The 18,405-nt window shown below is 63.3% G+C and carries 15 protein-coding genes and 2 tRNA genes; 9 read left to right on the top strand and 8 right to left on the bottom strand.

Features of this window, described 5'->3' with window-relative positions; all coding sequences use genetic code 11:
• Nucleotides 1-41: 41 nt before the first annotated feature.
• The 5 genes from B2585_RS03555 to B2585_RS03535 form a co-directional block, all read right to left on the bottom strand.
• Nucleotides 42-3,488, bottom strand: coding sequence for a glycosyltransferase (locus tag B2585_RS03555; RefSeq protein ID WP_292020066.1), 3,447 nt, complete (start codon nt 3,486-3,488; stop codon nt 42-44).
• A 333-nt stretch (nt 3,489-3,821) separates the two neighbouring features.
• Nucleotides 3,822-5,042 carry a glycosyltransferase gene (locus B2585_RS03550; protein WP_292020065.1) on the bottom strand — a complete coding sequence of 407 codons (1,221 nt, stop codon included), beginning with the start codon at nt 5,040-5,042 and terminating at the stop codon, nt 3,822-3,824.
• 441 nt (nt 5,043-5,483) lie between these two features.
• Nucleotides 5,484-5,557: transfer RNA gene (locus tag B2585_RS03545), tRNA-Gly, on the bottom strand.
• 45 nt (nt 5,558-5,602) lie between these two features.
• On the bottom strand, nt 5,603-6,082 hold the full coding sequence (locus B2585_RS03540; protein WP_292020063.1) for a pentapeptide repeat-containing protein: 480 nt from the start codon (nt 6,080-6,082) through the stop codon (nt 5,603-5,605).
• 60 nt (nt 6,083-6,142) lie between these two features.
• Nucleotides 6,143-8,161: an ASKHA domain-containing protein gene (locus B2585_RS03535; RefSeq protein WP_292020061.1), complete on the bottom strand. Its 2,019-nt coding sequence runs from the start codon at nt 8,159-8,161 to the stop codon at nt 6,143-6,145.
• Between the two features lie 157 nt (nt 8,162-8,318).
• Here B2585_RS03535 and B2585_RS03530 point away from each other — a divergent pair, with 157 nt between their 5' ends.
• On the top strand, nt 8,319-8,702 hold the full coding sequence (locus tag B2585_RS03530; protein WP_292020059.1) for an MbcA/ParS/Xre antitoxin family protein: 384 nt from the start codon (nt 8,319-8,321) through the stop codon (nt 8,700-8,702).
• Nucleotides 8,662-9,426 (top strand): RES family NAD+ phosphorylase, encoded by a 765-nt coding sequence (locus tag B2585_RS03525; protein WP_292020057.1) that lies wholly within the window; start codon nt 8,662-8,664, stop codon nt 9,424-9,426. The genes B2585_RS03530 and B2585_RS03525 overlap by 41 nt, the downstream gene beginning before the upstream one ends.
• Here B2585_RS03525 and B2585_RS03520 read toward each other — a convergent pair whose 3' ends face one another.
• Nucleotides 9,427-9,756 carry a HesB/IscA family protein gene (locus tag B2585_RS03520; RefSeq protein WP_292020055.1) on the bottom strand — a complete coding sequence of 110 codons (330 nt, stop codon included), beginning with the start codon at nt 9,754-9,756 and terminating at the stop codon, nt 9,427-9,429.
• Between the two features lie 74 nt (nt 9,757-9,830).
• On the opposite strand from B2585_RS03520, the gene B2585_RS03515 reads away from it, so the two are divergent.
• The 7 genes from B2585_RS03515 (at nt 9,831) to B2585_RS03485 (ending at nt 17,094) form a co-directional block, all read left to right on the top strand.
• Nucleotides 9,831-11,000 carry a deoxyguanosinetriphosphate triphosphohydrolase gene (locus tag B2585_RS03515; protein WP_292020053.1) on the top strand — a complete coding sequence of 390 codons (1,170 nt, stop codon included), beginning with the start codon at nt 9,831-9,833 and terminating at the stop codon, nt 10,998-11,000.
• Between the two features lie 84 nt (nt 11,001-11,084).
• A complete protein-coding gene (gene argS / locus B2585_RS03510) occupies nt 11,085-12,803 on the top strand; it encodes an arginine--tRNA ligase (RefSeq protein ID WP_292020050.1) in 1,719 nt (572 codons plus the stop codon).
• A gap of 134 nt (nt 12,804-12,937) precedes the next feature.
• Nucleotides 12,938-14,383, top strand: coding sequence for an SPOR domain-containing protein (locus tag B2585_RS03505; protein WP_292020048.1), 1,446 nt, complete (start codon nt 12,938-12,940; stop codon nt 14,381-14,383).
• 2 nt (nt 14,384-14,385) lie between these two features.
• Nucleotides 14,386-15,390: a beta-N-acetylhexosaminidase gene (nagZ, locus tag B2585_RS03500; RefSeq protein ID WP_292020045.1), complete on the top strand. Its 1,005-nt coding sequence runs from the start codon at nt 14,386-14,388 to the stop codon at nt 15,388-15,390.
• A 10-nt stretch (nt 15,391-15,400) separates the two neighbouring features.
• A complete protein-coding gene (locus B2585_RS03495; RefSeq protein WP_292020043.1) occupies nt 15,401-16,189 on the top strand; it encodes a segregation and condensation protein A in 789 nt (262 codons plus the stop codon).
• A complete protein-coding gene (gene scpB, locus B2585_RS03490; RefSeq protein WP_292020042.1) occupies nt 16,182-16,832 on the top strand; it encodes an SMC-Scp complex subunit ScpB in 651 nt (216 codons plus the stop codon). Before B2585_RS03495 ends, scpB begins: the two co-directional genes overlap by 8 nt.
• A gap of 7 nt (nt 16,833-16,839) precedes the next feature.
• Complete coding sequence (locus tag B2585_RS03485) at nt 16,840-17,094, top strand: hypothetical protein (RefSeq protein ID WP_292020040.1); 255 nt, start codon at nt 16,840-16,842, stop codon at nt 17,092-17,094.
• Nucleotides 17,095-17,106: 12 nt separating this feature from the next.
• Here B2585_RS03485 and B2585_RS03480 read toward each other — a convergent pair whose 3' ends face one another.
• Both B2585_RS03480 and B2585_RS03475 read right to left on the bottom strand, forming a co-directional pair.
• The gene (locus tag B2585_RS03480) at nt 17,107-18,195 is read right to left on the bottom strand and encodes a 2'-deoxycytidine 5'-triphosphate deaminase (protein ID WP_292020038.1); all 1,089 of its coding nucleotides are present in this window, start codon (nt 18,193-18,195) and stop codon (nt 17,107-17,109) included.
• 70 nt (nt 18,196-18,265) lie between these two features.
• A tRNA-Pro gene (locus tag B2585_RS03475) sits at nt 18,266-18,342 on the bottom strand.
• Nucleotides 18,343-18,405: the final 63 nt, after the last annotated feature.

The raw sequence follows: 18,405 nt of genomic DNA, 5'->3' as shown, positions 1-18,405 counted from the left end.
TCCGAAAAGGTGGGACCACTTCACAGAGCTGGTCATATTTGTCACCGCATCTCACCGCGGGGGAAGAGGAGGCGGCCAAAGATCTGCCCCATCTTCGACGGGCTGCGGCGCACGAACAGGATCGGGTCGCGCTTGAGGTCGGCCACCATCGCGTGATTGCCGGTGGCGCGCAGACCCCAGCTCAGAACCGGCACCCAGACTTTGAATGCGCCCAAGGCGTCGGCATTGGGATACATCAGCCCAACCTGAAGCGGGCGATGATGCGACCAGTGGCGGCGCACATATTCCGCGGGCTCACGCAGGAATTCCGGCGACTGGTCGGGCATGGCCTTGGACACATAGAGCCGGTCCACGATTGGAGCGAGCAGCCACAGCCGCCAGCCGAAGTGGCCGTAGTTCACGATCCGCGGCTGGCCCGCGCGCACATTCACCGGCGACGAGACGCCCGCGTTGACCGGCCTGTCATCCGTCAGCCCGTTGGTGGCAAGGAAGGCGCGTTCGACCAGAGCAAGCTCCTCGGGGTGGAGCGACACTTCTTCCTCGGGGCCCTGTGCGGGCGTGGCGGGGAAAAGCGGCTCATCCTCACGTCCGAAGTAGCGCTTCGCGACCTCCGCATTGCTCTTTGCCGTCTCCGCCACGATCCGCTCCGACAGGTCCGGGGTCAGATACCACGGCTTCGTCATCGGCAGGCCGCGTTCCTCGCGCCATGCCTGAAGCCCTGTCGTCACCGTCTCGATAAAGGTGAAATAGGCATCGCGGTTCTTGAACTCGCGCGTGTTGTACATGCGGATCAGCTCGACATGCGCTGTCGAAAGTCGCGCGGAATTGGCCTGCAGCCCCTCCGGCTGGGGCAAATCGAGCAGCATGGGCAGGTTCGTCACATGCGCGAAATCGGTGAGCAGATCGCCACCCTCGAAAGCCTCCTTGCCAAACAGCCGCGCAGTCACGTTGTTCGCCCCGATGGCCTCCGCCCAGGCATCGAGCGGATTGCGGTAGTCGAGCCGCTCGCGCGTCACTTCGTCGGCGAGCCATGCCTCGAACGACACGTCCACCCGGCCCACAGCCCCGCCCGCGACGAACTCGGCATATTGCGCGTTGGCCCATTCGTCCTGACGGCGCAGGTAACAGACCATCTCCACCGGGTAGTCCGAGAAATACTGCGCGATTTTCACCGCGTTGCGTTGCAGGAAAAACGCCTCGCTCGACAGAACGATGGTGTGGATCTTGCCCCCGGCCAGCGCCAGCCCCCGTTCGATATGTGCCTTCGGCCCGGCGGCGTTCTGCACGGCGGCGCGCGTGAACTCGGAATGCCCCGCCTGCTTGTGTGGGCGCACCGTCTGCCAGAACAGGCCGACCTCGGGATACCACACGCCTTCGCGCAGAAGCGCCGGGCGGTTCGTTTCCATCAGGTGCTGGATATAGGTCGAGCCGGTCTTGGTCGCGCCGATATGAACGATGATGCGGGGCTTTGTCGCCGGTGCGGCGGCCCGCTTCCTCGCCGTTTGCACGCGGTCGTTTCGGGCATACCTGTTCAGAGCGCAGTGCAGATCCGCATCCACCTTGTTCGTTGGTGGGGCTAACATTGTTTGCATGAAGGTTTTTTGATCGATCGGGTGCAGCCCGGTTGCGGCGCGAAGGATTTCATTCTGCCCCGAACGAACAGCTGCAATGATCAACCCGAACGCACCCGAAACGATGTGCGCATCCCGGCCGGCGACAGCCGTCGCGTCGAAATCAGTCGAGGACATGTCACACGTGTCCAGAGTTCTTCGAATGCGCTCCAGAAACCCTTCGAGAGCCTTGCCTCCTTTCTTCCTGTAGTACTCGTAGGCGCCTCGCAGAAACATCTGGACGATGAATTGGGACAATTGAAACGCTAGGTGCGGTCTCAAAGGCGAAGCGGCATCAATCGCGCCGCGTTCTGCTAGCGTTTGAGTGGCGGATTCGAAGTTATTGAGCATTTGCTCGAAGTCTTTCGGTCCGTGCTCGCGTCGTGCCGTTGACGCCGGTCGCACGCGATACATCGTTACCGGACAGGTGGTGAGGCTTAGTCTGCGTGCATTTGCGAGTGACTTGACTAGGAATGCGCGTTCTTCCCACTGCGGCGTGACAAACCGAATGTCGTTTTCATTTAGCCACTCGCGGCGATAGAGCCATGTCCAAAAGTGTCGGTTATGTAGAATGTGCGGGCTTTCCGCATAGGTTGTCTGGCCAATGAATTCATTGAAGTTTTGCTCGGTGCGATCATTGCGCAGGTCTATTTGCGTGTTTGTCTCGTCGAAGATTGCCTCGCCGACCTTTTTGCCACGCACCATGTCTGAGCCGTTGGCCTCTGCGGTTTCGACCAGTGTCGCGAGAGCCCGCGGATTGGAGATCCAGTCATCTCCGTCAATGAACCAAACGTAGTCGCCCCGCGCCACATCCAGCGCCTTGTTGCGCGCGAACCCCTGTCCCACGTTCTTGTCGAGCACGATGGGTCGGATACGTGCATCTGATTTCGCCAGCCGGTCGATGATCGTCTGCGACCCGTCGGGCGAGACGTCGTTCACCGGGATGATCTCGATCTCGCGCAGGGTCTGGCGCTGGACCGAGCGGATGCAGTCCTCGATATAGGCCTCGACCCCGTGGACCGGGATGATGACCGAGACCTTCGGATCGGCCGGTGCCTCCGCCACGGTTTCGGGCAGAGAATACGGCCGGTGCGCCTCGATGAAGTCGAGCGCGTCCTCCACCTGCGAGGGCACCGCGCAACCGGGCACGTGGTAGATCGTGTACCAAACGTAGAAGGCGTGGAAGATATCCTCGAGCGTGCGGGTCCGGTGGCGGTGGGGGATCGCCTGCCGGTCGTCCGTCAGGCCCCAGCCCGCGTAGAACGGCACGCCGAAGGTCACCACCTTCTTGCCGGCGAACAGCGCCTCCAGCCCCATCTGGCTCGTGCCGACATAGACCGTATCGACCATGTCGAAGACCGTGTAGGGGTTCACCGGATCGGTCAGGATCACGACACGCTCGGTGCTTTTCAAATGGGTGTAGTAGCCGGTCCTCGTGGACTTCTCCCAGCTCGAATCCGGGTGAGTCTTGACGATGATCTGGGCGTCCGGGTTCTCGCGGAGCGCGGTGAACAGCATCTCCTCAAACGCCGCTTCGTCGACCTTGCCGTAGACGGTCGACGCATCGGCATAGGCCTGGTCGCAGACCAGCACGCGCCGGGCGTAACCACCGGGGAGGGTCGGCGCCTCCATCGGCTGTGCGTTGTATTTGGAGATGCGCCGCGCCACCATCCGGTCAATCAGCCCGCGTGCGCGCTTGCGTTCCTCGTCCGTCAGCTCCAGGTCGCTGTTCAGTCTTTGGATCAGACGGTTGGGATAATCAGCCATGAAGTAGTGGCTCATGTCGTCATAAACGTAGCCGAGCGCGGCATACTGCGGATTGCCTTCCCGGAACGCGTGTGACCAGCTGTGGGTGGTCGCCAGAAACCCGACTTCCATGAAGACGGGGGCAGCACCGCTCGGCATCATGTTCAGGAGTTTGACAGCACCCTTATGGGACGTTGCCTTGTCAGAAAAGATGGTTCCAAAAAGGAAGTATTGCTCTGCCTGTTCTGCCGCCTGTCCGTCGAACCCAGAAACATTAGGCATGAGTAATGGAAGGTTCGCGGCGAACTTGGTCTCAAGGTTTTCGGTCAAAAGACCGATCGTGCTCTTCCCGCGACGGACCGAGAGGACATGCTCGCGGATATCTCGGCTGCTATCGAATTCCACCTGGCGCGTGTCGAGCAATCTGAAAAAGCTCGTCAACGCTTCAAAATGATCGGACATGGCTTAGTGCCCTCCGCGGGCTGAATCCTGGATCGGAAGCGGCCGTTGAATCATGTCCCAAAGCCTCACTTGGCGCACGTGCTCTGGTCGGGGTGCCGCTCGGTTCGGCCCCCGTTCAACGGCTTCAAAGAAAAGATCTTCCCAACCTGCGTGAACAATCTCATTTGAGAACCGCGAGACGAACATCTCACGTGCGCGTCTTCCCATCTTCTCGCGCAATTCTTGGTCGGCCATGAGAGTGCGCAAGTCGTCGGCCAATGAACCCAATTCTTCTCCACCAGAAGAAAGAAAACCGTTCTCCCCGTGTCGGATTTGGGACCGTAGGCCACGGCAGGCACCATATGCCACACTAGGCAGGCCGTGCGCGCTCGCTTCGCAAAGCGTGAGTCCAAAACCTTCAAAGAGGGACGCTGTCGCAAAAATATTTGCTGCCAAATACTCGGGGTAGGGGTCTTTCAATGCGCCCACGAAGTCCACACGATCTTTTACTCTGCATTTTCGTGCGAGCCGGCGAAGCTTTCCCATTTCGGGTCCATCGCCAACGATGCGAAGCCGCCACTCGGGGAACTCGGACGCGAGGCCCGCAAAAACTTCAATCAGACGCTGTGTGTTCTTCGGCGGTACGAGCCTAGACACGGTGACAATCGTGCGACCGGCTTGTGGTGGTGGCTGCGGCGCGCCTGGGTCAGGTTCGCGTATCGTATTGGGCACAACACGGATGCGGTCCTGTAGGCCTTTGGGCAATGTGGCACGAAACTCGTCAGAAATCATATGGATCAGAGTTGCGCCGGACATAATGATTATGCGTTCGTCTCTGCCAAAAGTTCCGAGCGACTGCGGCAAGGCTGGGTCGCAATGCTCTGACAAGACGAGAGGTAGATTCAGGTCGAAAGCGCAGCGTACATAACGCAGGAACGCGCGGTTCAGGTGCAGGCCCACCATCAGGTCTAGGCCTTGCTTCGCGACAACGTCCACCATTTCCAAGTGAGCCGTTTCGTCGTCTTTTTCGCGTAAGTGGATGATTGGAATGCCTTCAGCCAAAGGCCAAAGCGATGCACCGACCTTATCGTCGAAGGTGAACACCACGACGCTGTGACCGCGCTCGTGCATCGAGTTCGCCATCATATGTCCCACGTTCTCAGTGCCACCTCGACCCTTGGTGATCCAGGGGATGAAGAAACCGATACGCAACCGATCCCGAGTGGGTCCTCCAACAGTCGCCATTGGGCATTTCCTTCTTTGACCGCCGAGTTGCTGCCGTAGTTCTTCTGGATAAGCGGTGAACGGCTCTCAAACCTATTTGAGCGAGAGGCGAGAGCAGTTCGGTCTCATCGTGAAAGGACTTGCTCTGAAATGGATATGGTCTTCAGCATGTACTCCCGACACTTTTTGATTTGACCTGCCTGAAAGGGAAGGTGTCTGGGCTGGAACACCTTTCACAATCGCCGGCGCACGTCAATCTGGCGACAGGTGTTGCAAGTGAAGGTTGGCGCGTTGGATTTCTGATTCGGAGGAAATCTGAAGTATTGAGTGGTTCTGGTGTGGCAGAAACTGTGGCATTTAGCCGGCCAAAGGTTCCCTTTCGTTCCCCTTTTTTCCTCAAACTGCGTGTCCCTGAATGTCCTCAGCGCCTTGCTAATTCGTTGATTAAAAAAGATAATATTTTGGAGCGGGTGAAGGGAATCGAACCCTCGTCGTCAGCTTGGGAAGCTGCTGCTCTACCATTGAGCTACACCCGCGTGACGGCTGAGATACGGCGCGCGGCGGGGTCCGTCAAGAGGGCGTCAGCAGGGGCCGGGGGTGCCGTCGGGCATTGTCGCACCGCACAGGCGGGCATCGGTAAAGTCCGTGTCTTTCACCGTCGCGCCCGTCAGGTCGGCGCCGGTAAGGATCGTCGAGACGAAGCGTGCGCCTGTCAGATCCGCACCGGCCAATGTGGCGCCTTCCAGAACCGCGCCCGTGAAGTCCGCCCCGGAAAGGGTGCAGCCGGACAGGTCGGTGTTCTTGAGGAGCGCGCTGGTGAAGACCGCGCCTTTGGCCGAGCAGCCGGACATTGTCGCATCCGTGAACAGGGCGCTTTTGAAATTCGCTCCGTCGAAGGTGCTGCCGGACAGGTCGGCCTCGCCAAGGAACGCGCCTGAGAAATCCGAGCCTGCGTAGTCGTTGCCCGACAGGTCTGCGCCCTTCAGCATCGCGCTGGAAAAGTCCTCTGCCTGCACAAGGCCGGGCAGGGTCAGGGCGAGGGCGAGGGCGATGGTGCGCATGGTTGGCTCCTGTATCGGACCGGGCCAGTTTTCCGCCAAACCGGACCGCTGGCAAGTCTCCTAGCTGCGCCGCCTGCGCCGACGTCCGCCTTCACCCCCGCCGCCGGTGTTGTAGTCGACCTCCGGCAGCGGCACGAGTGCGCGCAGGATGGGGAAGGGGTCGGCGGCGTTCGGCATGGCCGTCGCGGCGACGAAATGCTCCTGAAACCGCGGCTCGACCGCCGTTTCGATCTTTTCGATCTGGCGCACCAGTCCTTCGATCTCGCGCCGCGCGTCGCGGTTGAGAAGCGCGATGCGCGCTCCGGTGCCGGCCGCGTTGCCTGCGCTCGTAACCTTCTCGAGCGGACAGTCCGGAATCATGCCCAGGACCATCGCGTGTTTCGGTGAGATATGCGCCCCGAAGGCCCCGGCGAGGACCACGCGGTCAACGTGGTCCACCCCGCGTTTGTCCATGAGCAGCCGGGCACCCGCATATAGCGCGGCCTTGGCCATCTGGATCGCGCGGATATCGCCGTTGGTGACGGTGATCTTGCGTTCGTTATCTTCCCACAGGACATAAGACCACGTCCGCCCTTCCGCGATGCAGCGTGGCGTGCCCACGGCCTCGGGCGAGCCGATCAGGCCGGTCGCGTCCACGATGCCTGCCATACGCATTTCGGCCACGACCTCGATGATTCCCGATCCGCAGATGCCGGTGATGCCTGATCCCGCCACGGCGGCTTCGAAGCCGTCCTCGGTAGACCACAGGTCGCAGCCGATCACCTTGAAGCGCGGCTCTTTCGTCGCCGGGTCGATTTCGACGCGTTCGATGGCGCCGGGGGCCGCGCGTTGGCCCGCACTGATCTGCGCGCCCTCGAAGGCCGGGCCTGTCGGGGAGGAACAGGCAAGCACTCCGGTCTTGTCGCCCAGCAGGATCTCGGCATTGGTGCCCACGTCCACGACGAGGACGAGGTCGTCGGACCGGTGCGGGGCCTCGGACAGCGCAACCGCCGCCGCGTCCGCGCCGACGTGGCCCGCGATGAGCGGCAGGACATAGGCGCGGGTGCCCGGCGCGATGCTCAGCCCGAGGTCCGAAGCCATCATGCGCTGGGACGTTCCGACCGTAAGTGCGAAGGGCGCTTGACCCAATTCGTAGGGATCGAGCCCCAGAAACAGATGGTGCATCACGGGGTTCATTACGAAGGTCGCTTCGAGCAGCGCCGCAGGTTCCACGCCGGCCTCATCCGCGAGATCCGCGATCAGCTTGTCCATGCCTTCGCGCACGACGTGGGTCATCTCGTCCGCGCCGCCGGGGTTCATCATCGAGTAGGAGACCCGGCTCATCAGGTCTTCGCCAAAGCGGATCTGCGGGTTCATGAGGCCGGACGAGGCCAGCACCTCGCCCGTCACGAGGTTTACGAGGTGCCCGGCGATGGTGGTGGAGCCCAGATCGACCGCGACGCCGTAGAGTGGACCTTCGAAGAAATCCGGCCAGAGCGCGACCACGGTGGGCGCGCCGTCGTCATGGATTGCGGCCGTTACCGACCAGCCGCCCTTGCGCAGCGTCTTTTGCAGGGACGGAAGGAGGTGGCGGTCGAATCCCAGTGTTTCCAGCCCGAGTTGGGCCTTGAGCGCATCGAGCAACCGGTCGAGGTCGCTCGACGGATGGTGCATGTCAGGTTCCGCCACTTCGACATAGGCGAGGCTGAGGGCGGGCGAGAGGACGATGTCGCGCACTTCGGCGCGCTTGCGCACCACCTGTTTATGAACCTGGCTTTCGGGCGGGACGTCGATCACCACGTCCTTCATCACCTTGGCCTGACACCCCAGCCGCCGCCCGCCCTTGAGGCCCCGGATGCGGTCATAGCGCGCCTCGACGTCGTTCCAGTCCGTGAGGGCGTCGGCAGCGACGGTGACGCCGTGCTTTGAGAATTCTCCCACCCCCGGCGCGACCTGGCATTTCGAGCAGATCCCGCGCCCGCCGCAGACCGAATCGAGGTCCACGTTCAGCATCCGCGCCGCGTCCAGCACCGGCGTTCCGACTGGCACGCGACCGCGCATGCCCGATGGCGTGAAGATGACGAGGGGGTCCTTGCTCATGTCGCGCTCCTGCTTCTGAGCGTGTTGTATCTGGCGTAGGCGCAGGAACAAGGCAGGTTACGACTCGTGGCGGGCGAGAAGCGTCACGGTGTTGGGGTGTCGGGCTTGCAAATTGGAGTTATTTGCCATAAATATTTCAGCAGAAAGGATCGTCGCCATGTCTCAGGTTCTCATGCAGCCCACCACAACCCCGGAAAAGGGCGTCGTTCTGACAAAGGCGCTCTTGCGCGCAGCCGAGCGGCTCGGCCTCACCGGCGCGCGGCTGGCGTCGGTCATTGGCGTGTCGGCTCCCACGATTTCGCGCATGTCCAAGGGCGCGTGGACCTTGGAGGAGGGGACAAAGCCCTACGAACTCGCGGTCCTCTTCGTGCGCCTGTTCCGGTCGCTTGACGCGATCACAGGGGGCGATGAGCGAGCATCGAAGGCCTGGTTCAAGGGGCCGAACACAGCGCTGGGGCAGGCGCCCGCCGAAGCGATCGGAAGCGTGGAGGGTCTTGTCCGTGTCGTTGGATACCTGGACAGCCGACGCGCTCCGCTCTGAGCTGCGGCCCTGGACCGGGCGCGGGTGGCGGCTGGTGGAGGCGCAACATCTGGTCTCGACCATGAAGATCGTGGATGGATCCGATGAGCAGGCGGTTCTGGAGGAAATCCTCGAAACGGCGAAGCCGCCTGTGCCCCAGCCGTGCCAGCACCTGCATTACCTGCTCTCAACGCCATTTCGCTATGACGGACCGTATCCCCACGGCTCGCGCTTTCGGCGGGCCGGGATGACGCCGGGGGTGTGGTACGGGTCCGAAGCGGTGGAGGCGGCCGTGGCCGAGATGGTGTTCTATCGCATCCTGTTCTACGCCGACTCACCTGAAACGCCTTGGCCTGAGGATGCCGGGGTCTACACGGCGTTTTCCGTGAAACTGGCGAGCGGTCGGGCACTCGACCTGACGGCTGCGCCGCTTGCTGCAGACGTGGCGCTATGGACGGACCCGGTGTCCTACGGCGCGTGTCAGACGTTGGAAGAGCGTGCGCGGGCCGCCGGGGCGACCCTGATCCGTTACCAGTCTGTGCGTGATCTAGAGGGCCGCGCGAACGTCGCCGTATTGGACTGCGCGACATTCGCCGAAAACGCGCCGGGGGACCGGCAGACATGGCGCGTCCACCTTTCTGCTCACGGCGCGCAGGCGCTGTGCGAATTCCCCGATATCAGATTGAGCTTCGGGCCGGAAACCTTTGATGACCCACGGCTTTCCGCGTTGGCCTGGGTCCGGTGATCACATCGAGAAGGACGTGCCGCAACCGCAGGAGCTCGACGCGTTGGGGTTGTCGATCACGAAGCGCGCGCCGATCAGTTCTTCGGTAAAGTCGATCACGGCGCCCGTGAGGAACGGGAGCGAAACCTCGTCGATGATCACGCGTTCGCCTTCGCCTTCGAGCACAAGGTCGCCATCGCCTGGTTCGTCCAGCGCGATGTCATACTGAAAGCCCGAGCAGCCGCCGCCCTCGACGGCCACGCGCAGGGCCTTGCCGTCCTTGCCGGCCCCGATCTCGCCCAGCCGGGCAAAGGCGCGGTCGGTCACTTTCGGTGGCAGGTTGAGGTCCATGTTTCACCCGTTTCAACTGTGGTCTGGTTGCAATATATGGATAGCGGGACAGAGCAACAAGAGATCGAGGCAGCATGACGGCCACGTTTGCGTGTGAACCGGCGGAGAGCCGCGGGCGGTTATTTCCGGAAGAGGAAAGCCGGTTCCGGTCGCCGTTCCAGAGAGATCGCGACCGGATCATCCATTCGTCCGCCTTCCGGCGCCTGAAACACAAGACGCAGGTGTTTCTGGAGCACGAGGGCGACTACTACCGCACGCGCCTGACCCATTCGATCGAAGTGGCGCAGGTGGCGCGGACGATCGCCGGCACGCTTGGTCTGAATGAACAACTCACCGAGGCCGTGGCGCTGGCCCATGACCTTGGCCACACGCCGTTCGGCCACACGGGCGAGGAGGCGCTGGACGCGCTGATGCAGCCGTATGGTGGCTTCGATCACAACGCCCAGGCGCTGCGGATCGTGACCTCGCTGGAACGGCATTATGCCGAGTTCGACGGGTTGAACCTGACGTGGGAAACCCTTGAAGGGATTGCGAAACATAACGGGCCGGTGACGGGCGAGCTGCCCGTGGCGCTGGCGGAGTACAACGCGCGCCATGACCTCGAGCTCGACACGCATGCCAGCGCCGAGGCTCAGGTGGCGGCGCTGTCCGATGACATCGCCTACAACAACCACGATCTGCACGATGCGATCCGCGCCAAGCTGATCGACGAGGAGGAAATCCTCGTCGTCCCGATGATCGCGCGCAGCTATGCAGCGGTGGATCAGATGTACCCGACATTGGATTCCAACCGCCGCCGGCATGAGGCATTGCGCCGCGTATTCGGCGTGATGGTCGAGGACGTGCTCGCCACATCGCGCGCCGAGATCGCGGCGCTCGACCCGGCCTCGGCGACCGATGTGCGCATGGCCGGGCGGCAGATCATCCGGTTTTCGGGCGAAATCTGGGAGGAGCTCAAACAGCTTCGCGGCTTCCTGTTTCGCAAGGTCTACCGCGCGCCGTCCGTGGTGCAGATGCGGGCCGAGGTGACGGCGATCGTTGATGAGCTGTTTCCGCTGTTCATGAAGAACCCGGACTACCTCCCCGCCGAGTGGCGCGAGGACGTGTCTCAGGCTTCGGACGAGCGGGCCCTCGCGCGGATCGTGGCCGACTATATCGCCGGCATGACCGACCGCTTCGCCATTGAAACGCATGGCCGGTTCATCGGGGGCTCGGATACACGCTCGCGTCTGCTGGCGAAGTAGGCTCTGGACAACGATGCGGAGTGTCGGGCGTTGACCTTCCGGGTCGTCGTGGTAGACCGCGCGAGGTTTCTCTAAAGGTGTGCCATGAACCTCTTTGCCGATATCCGTGGGCTCGTGATTGCGTCTCTGGACGCGCTCGTGGCCGAGGGAGCGCTGCCCGACGGGCTCGATTTCGCGAATGTTGCGGTCGAACCGCCGCGTGATCCGGCGCATGGGGACATGGCGACCAATGCCGCGATGGTTCTGGCCAAGCCCGCGGGTCTGAAGCCGCGCGACATTGCCGAGGCGCTCGCGGGCAAGCTGGCCGCGGATGCGCGCATCGTCTCGGCCGAGGTGGCGGGGCCGGGCTTTCTGAACCTACGGCTCGATCCCGGCGTGTGGGCCGCCCTTGTGGAAGGCGTGCTGGCAAACGAGGGCTATGGCCGGTCCGACATGGGGCAGGGGCAGAAGGTCAACGTCGAATACGTCTCGGCCAACCCCACCGGGCCGCTGCACGTTGGACATACGCGGGGTGCTGTGTTCGGTGACGCGCTTGCGAGCCTGCTGGAGTACGCGGGCCATGACGTGACCCGGGAATACTACATCAACGACGGGGGCGCGCAGGTCGATGTGCTCGCGCGTTCCGTTTACCTGCGGTATCTGGAAGCGCACGGGCAGGAGGTCGCCTTTGAGGATGGCACATATCCGGGCGACTACCTGATCGAGGTGGGCGAGGCGCTCAAGGCAAAGGTGGGCGACGCCTTTGTCGGCAAGGGCGAACAGTTCTGGCTCGAGGAGGTGCGCGATTTCGCGACCGAGGCGATGATGGAGCTGATCCGGGCCGACCTTAAGGCGCTTGGCGTCGAGATGGACGTGTTCTTCTCGGAAAAGGGCCTCTACGGTACCGGCCGGATCGAAGCGGCGATCGAGGATCTGCGCTCCAAAGACCTGATCTACAAGGGCACGCTTGAACCGCCCAAGGGCAAGCTGCCAGAGGATTGGGAGCCGCGAGAGCAGACCCTCTTCAAGTCGACCGATTACGGCGACGACGTGGATCGCCCGATCATGAAGTCGGACGGGGCCTGGACCTATTTCGCGCCCGACATCGCCTATCACTATGACAAGGTGACCCGCGGGTTCGACCAGCTGATCGACGTGTTCGGGGCCGATCACGGCGGCTATGTGAAGCGGATGAAGGCCGCTGTTGCGGCGCTGTCTGAAAACCGCGTGCCGCTCGACATCAAGCTAACGCAACTGGTCAAGCTCTACAAGAATGGCGAGCCGTTCAAGATGTCCAAGCGGGCCGGAACCTTCGTCACCCTGCGCGATGTGGTGGACGAAGTGGGGCCGGGCGTGACCCGGTTCATCATGCTCACCCGCAAGAACGATGCGCCCCTGGACTTCGATTTCGACAAGGCGCTGGAGCAGTCCAAGGACAACCCGGTCTTCTATGTTCAATATGCCAACGCCCGGGTCCATTCCGTGCTGCGCAAGGCTGCTGACATGGGCGTTGTTCCGGGTACGCCCGCGCTCACCGACGAGGCCGAGATCAAGGTGGCCCAGAAGCTCGCGGAATGGCCGCGCCTCGTCGAGATCGCTGCACGCACGCATGAGCCGCACCGCGTCGCTTTCTACCTCTATGAACTGGCCAGTGAATTTCATGCGCTCTGGAACAAGGGGAATGATACGCCCGCGTTGCGTTTCCTTCAGGAGAGTGACGCCCAAGCAACAGCGGCGAAAATTGCCCTGCCGAAAGCCGTTTCCGTTGTGATTTCAGCGGGTCTTGGTATTCTTGGCGTGACGCCGCTTGAGGAAATGCGCTGACGAACAGGTGCAGCCGAGCGGTCGAGGAAAGCCCAGTCCCGGAGACTTGATCTCCAAGAAAACAAGGGGCGGGCGAGGCATCAGATCGAGGGGCGCGTGGTCGGTTTCGGCGCGTGTCCACAGCGAGGCAGGCAATGACGAACGCGAATTGGGGCGGCCCCGGCGCGGGGCATCCCGGCTATCCGCAGCACCATCAGGGCTATTCTCACGACCAACAGGTTCAGGATCCGGCGTGGCACGGACAGGCGCAGCCTCAGGCGCGCTCCGAACCGCCGTTGCGGGCGCAACCGGCGCCACAACCTCAGCCTGCGCCACAGCCGCAACCACAGCCCGCGCGTCAGGCGCATCCGCAGCAGGGGCGGGCGACAGCGCATCCTCATGCGCAGAATGCCCAGCCACATCCCCGGACGCAGGGTTACGCGCATCCGCAACATCAGGCGCGGCCTCAGGCTCAACCGCGCGCAGCGCAAGCCCCTGCGCCGCAGCCGCAGAACATCACCTACGCACATCATCATCCTGCTGCGCAGCCACAGGCTCAGCCGCAGCCGCAGCCGCAAGGCTACTATGCCGCACAGGCCCAGCCGCCGCAGGCCGCGGCACAACCACACTACTATGACCATGAGCCCATGCCGGAGGCTTCCGGCGGCGGTGTCGCTGGCGTGATGAACGGCTTGGGTGCGGTCGTGTCGATTGCCCTGATCGCCGGGCTTGCGGTCTGGGGCTACAAGCTCGCCATGCGCGACGTCACCGAAATCCCGGTCATCGCCGCGCTCGAAGGGCCGATGCGAATCCAACCCGAGAACCCCGGTGGTGAAGATGCCGAGCATCAGGGCCTCGCGGTAAACAACGTGGCCGCCGAGGGCACCGCCGAGGGCCCCGCGAACCAACTCGTGCTTGCGCCGCCCGCAGATACGCTGGACGAGAACGACGCGCCCGCCGTGTCGCCGTCACAGATCGAGGCGACACCGACCGCCGAAGCTGGCGACAGTCGGCCGAAGCTGGGAACTGAGCCGCTGGATGTCGCGGCCTCGCCGGACGATGCGCAGGCCGCCGCCCAGTCGCTCGTCGAGCAGATCGCCGCCGAGTCCGCGCCGCTGTCTGGTGAAGAGGCCGATCTTTCCATGTCACCCGAGGCCGAGGAACGCGCTCTTGCCGCCGTCCGCAGTGGCGAGATCGTGCAGCCAGACGTTCCGGGTGTCGCCAGGTCGCCGCGCCCCGTGCCGCGTCCCAGCGACCTCGTGGCCCGTTCGGCGGCCTCGCCGTCTTCGGACGCGCTGCTCGCGGCCGCACAGCAAGTGGCGCGTGAAGTCGACCCGGCCGAGATCGCGGCGGGCACGCGGCTTGTGCAACTTGGTGCCTTCGACACCGAAGACGTGGCGCGCGCCGAGTGGGATCAACTGAGCGGTCGGTTCGCGGAGTATCTCGAGGGTAAGGCCCGCGTGATCGAGAAGGCGCAGTCCGGGGGCAAGACCTTCTACCGTCTTCGCGCCATGGGGTTCGAGGATCTGTCGGAAGCGCGGCGTCTCTGCGCCGCTTTGACGGCCGGCAAGGCATCCTGCATCCCGGTCGTGACCCACTGAGGATGGGCGCAGGGGCCTTCATCCTTGGCTGTGAAGGCCCGCGCCTGACGCGCGCCGAGCGCGATTTCTTCGCGGAGGCGGATCCGTGGGGCTTCATTCTGTTCGCCCGCAATATCGAGGACCCCGAGCAACTCACATGGCTTACCACCGAGCTGCGTGAGGCTGTCGGACGAGATGCACCGGTTTTCATCGATCAGGAGGGGGGCCGGGTGGCCCGCATGGGGGCGCCACATTGGCGCGAATGGCTCCCGGCATTGGATCAGGTGCGGCTGAACCGTCGCAAGGCCGCCGATGCCATGTACCTGCGCTACCGCATTATTGCCCATGAGTTGCGCGCCTGCGGGATCGACGGAAACTGCGCCCCGGTCGTGGATCTCGTGCGCGCCGAGACGCATGACATCCTGTCGAACCGGTGCTACGGCGAGGACGTCGTAAAGGTGTCTGATATCGCCGGGGCCGTGGCCACGGGTCTTGTGGATGGCGGTGTCTTGCCGGTCATCAAGCACATCCCCGGACACGGTCGGGCGACCAAGGACAGCCACTTGGAACTGCCTGTGGTCAAGGCGCGCGAGAAGGCGCTCAATGTCTCTGATTTTCTGGCCTTCCAGTCCGTCGCGAACCTGCCGCTCGCGATGACGGCGCATGTGGTCTTTGTTGATATCGATGCGGAGGCGCCCGCGACGACGTCGCCCCGCATGATCAACATCATCCGGGACCGGATCGGCTTTGGCGGACTTCTGATGACCGACGACATTTCAATGAAGGCCCTTTCCGGTTCGTTAGAGGATCGGTGCCGGGACTCGCTTCAGGCGGGCTGTGACCTGATCCTGCATTGCAACGGCGAGATGGACGAGATGCGCGCTGTCGCCGACGCCACCGGGCGGCTTGCCGGAAAGGCTGCTGAACGGGCGGAGGCGGCCCTTGGCTGGCGTCAGGACCCCGATCCCATTGACATTGCGGCGCTGGACGCGGAGTTTGAGAGCCTGATGACGCATCAGGCAGGGTGACGCTTCCCGCATGTCCGACGATGATTTCCAGGCAGACGTTCTGTCGGTGTCCGAACGTATGGCCGCCGAGGCGCTCATCGTCGATGTCGATGGGTTCGAAGGGCCGCTCGACCTGCTGCTGACGCTCTCCCGCACGCAAAAGGTGGACTTGCGAAAAATCTCGGTGCTGGCGCTGGCCGAGCAATACCTCGGCTTCGTGGAGAAGGCGCGGCACCTGCGGATCGAGCTGGCGGCCGATTACCTCGTCATGGCCGCCTGGCTCGCCTTTTTGAAATCGCGCCTGCTGCTCCCACCCGATCCGAGCGAGGAAGGCCCGTCCGGCGAAGAGCTTGCCGCCCATCTGGCGTTCCAGCTGGAACGCCTCCAAGCGATGCGGGATGTGTCGGCCCGACTCATGGGCCGAGACCAGTTGGGCCGCGATTTTTTCGCGCGTGGGCAAGTGGAAGTGGTGGAACGGCGCAAGCGGGTGTCTTACACCGCGACCCTTCTGGACCTCATGCAGGGCTACGCCCGCATCCGCACCCGTGACGAATTCCGCCCCTTCGTGATGGATCGTGAGAGCGTCATGACGTTGGAAGAGGCACTGGACCGGATGCGCCATCTGATCGGTTTCGCGGGCGAATGGACCGATATCATGTCCTACCTGCCCGAGGGCTGGTCGGGCGATCCGGCGCGACGCCGATCCGCCACGGCGGCCAATTTCGCGGCCTCGCTGGAGCTGGCCAAGACCGGGGCCATCGAGATCCGGCAGGGCGAGACATTCTCGCCCATTCAGATTCGCAGGAAACCGAATGACTGACGAAACCGAGACCGAAGACGAGGCACAGAGCCTGTTCGAAGCTCCCCCGATGGGTGAGCAGGAGCGGATGGTCGAGGCTGTGCTATTTGCCAGTGCCGAGCCTGTCACCGTGGCTGAACTGACCGCGCGGATGCCGCATGGGTCCGAGCCGGCCGAGGCGCTTGTCCATCTGCGCAAGCGCTACGAGGGGCGCGGCGTGACGCTCGTGCGTGTTGGCGATGCCTGGGCCTTCCGGACCGCGCCGGACCTTGGCTACCTCATGCACAAGGAAAGCGTCGAGACCCGCAAGCTCAGCCGCGCGGCGATCGAGACGCTGGCGATCATCGCCTATCACCAGCCGGTAACTCGCGCCGAGATCGAGGAGATCCGGGGTGTTTCGGTGTCGCGCGGGACCATCGACCTGTTGATCGAGTTGGAATGGATCCGGTTCGGTCGCCGCCGCATGTCTCCGGGTCGTCCCGTGACCTTCGTGGTGACGCAAGGATTCCTCGACCACTTCGGCCTCGAGAGCGCGCGCGATCTGCCGGGCCTCAAGGAATTGCGTGCGGCCGGTCTGCTCGAAAGTCGGCCGCCGCCTGTGGAGCCTTCCGAGGACGACGAGGACGAAGACGACGAAGGCCAGTCGGAGCTCTTCGAAGAGTGATTCCTTTTTGGCCGTCATTCTGTTAGGCTCGAAAAAAAGCAGAGGCAGGACAATGAATATTGAAAGATTGATTATGATGGTCGTGCGCATGGTGATGGGCCGTGCGGTGAATCGCGGCGTGAATGCGGGCATCGACTATGCGTCGCGCCGCGGCAAAACGCGCGAAGAGATGACCCCGGAAGAGCGCGCGAGCGCGAAATCCGCCAAACAGGCCGCGCGACGCGCCAAGCAGGGCGCGAAACTGGCGCGTCGTATCCGCTAGTCGGAAGAGAGGTCAGAGGGCCGGGCTGCGGAAATGCTTGGAGAGTTTGAGCCCTTGGCCCTGGTAGTTTGACTTGAGGTCGGCGCCGTAGAGCATTTCCGGTGTTTCTGCCATCTTCTCATAGACCAGCCGCCCGACCACCTGTCCGTGTTCGAGGACAAAGGGGGCTTCGTGGCACCGCACTTCCAGCACCCCGCGTGACCCGGCACCGCCGGCTATGCCGTGGCCGAAGCCCGGATCGAAAAAGCCCGCGTAGTGCACCCGGAATTCGCCGACCATCGCGAGGTAGGGGGCCATTTCCGCCGCGCAGTCGGGTGGAATGGTCACGGCCTCACGGCTTACCAGAATGTAAAAGGCACCGGGGTCAAGTATGATGCGGCCTTCGGTGGTGTGGATCGGTTCCCAGAACTCCGCCGGATCGTAGTGACCGATCCGGTCGAGGTCGATGACACCCGTATGCGGTTTGGCGCGGTAGCCGACGAGGTCGCCTGTCGCGGGCCGCAGATCGACCGAAAAGCCGAGACCGTTGTCGATGAGCGGCGTTCCGTCCACGATGGGATCTTCGGCGTGACGTGCGGCGAGGTCGGTGTCGGAGAGGATCGCCTGACCTGCGCGGAAGCGGATCTGGTTCAGGCGCATCCCCGGCCGCACGAGGACGGAAAAGCTGCGCGGGCAAATCTCGGCGTAAAGCGGCCCGTGGTAGCCCGGGGCAATCCGGTCGAACTCGGTGCCACCGTCGGTGATGGTTCGCGTGAGGAGGTCGAGGCGCCCGGTGGAGCTTTTCGCATTGGCGACCGCCTGAATCCCGTCTGGGAGGGCAAGGCGCTCCATCAGTGGGACGACATAGACCGCGCCCTTTTCCAGCACTGCACCGTCCGTCAGGTCGATGCGGTGCATTTCGAATTCGCTCAGCCGCTCCGCCACGCTGCGCTGGTCGCCTGCGAGGAAGGATGCGCGCACGCGGTAGGCTACGTCACCCAGACGGAGATCGAGCGAAGCGGGTTGAATTTGCTCTGGGATCACGGCGGGATCGGCGGCGAGGGTGCCCTGGGCGATCATCGCGCGGATTGCCTGTGCCGGTAGAACGCCGGTGCCTGTCATGCCTCGTCCCCCAACTGCAATCCCCGGATACACGAACGCCCGCCCCGGAAAGGGCGGGCGGTTCGGTGATTGGTCGGGCTAGCAGGACTTGAACCTGCGACCTTCCGTCCCCCAGACGGACGCGCTACCAGACTGCGCCATAGCCCGACGTGGGGTGTGTCATAGCAGTTTTCGCCGCGTGGGCAAGACCGGATCGGCATGAATTCCGCC

This window comes from Maritimibacter sp. UBA3975, from assembly GCF_002384975.1.
In the GTDB taxonomy this organism is placed as follows: domain Bacteria; phylum Pseudomonadota; class Alphaproteobacteria; order Rhodobacterales; family Rhodobacteraceae; genus Maritimibacter.
This window is presented reverse-complemented; position numbering and strand designations above follow the sequence as displayed.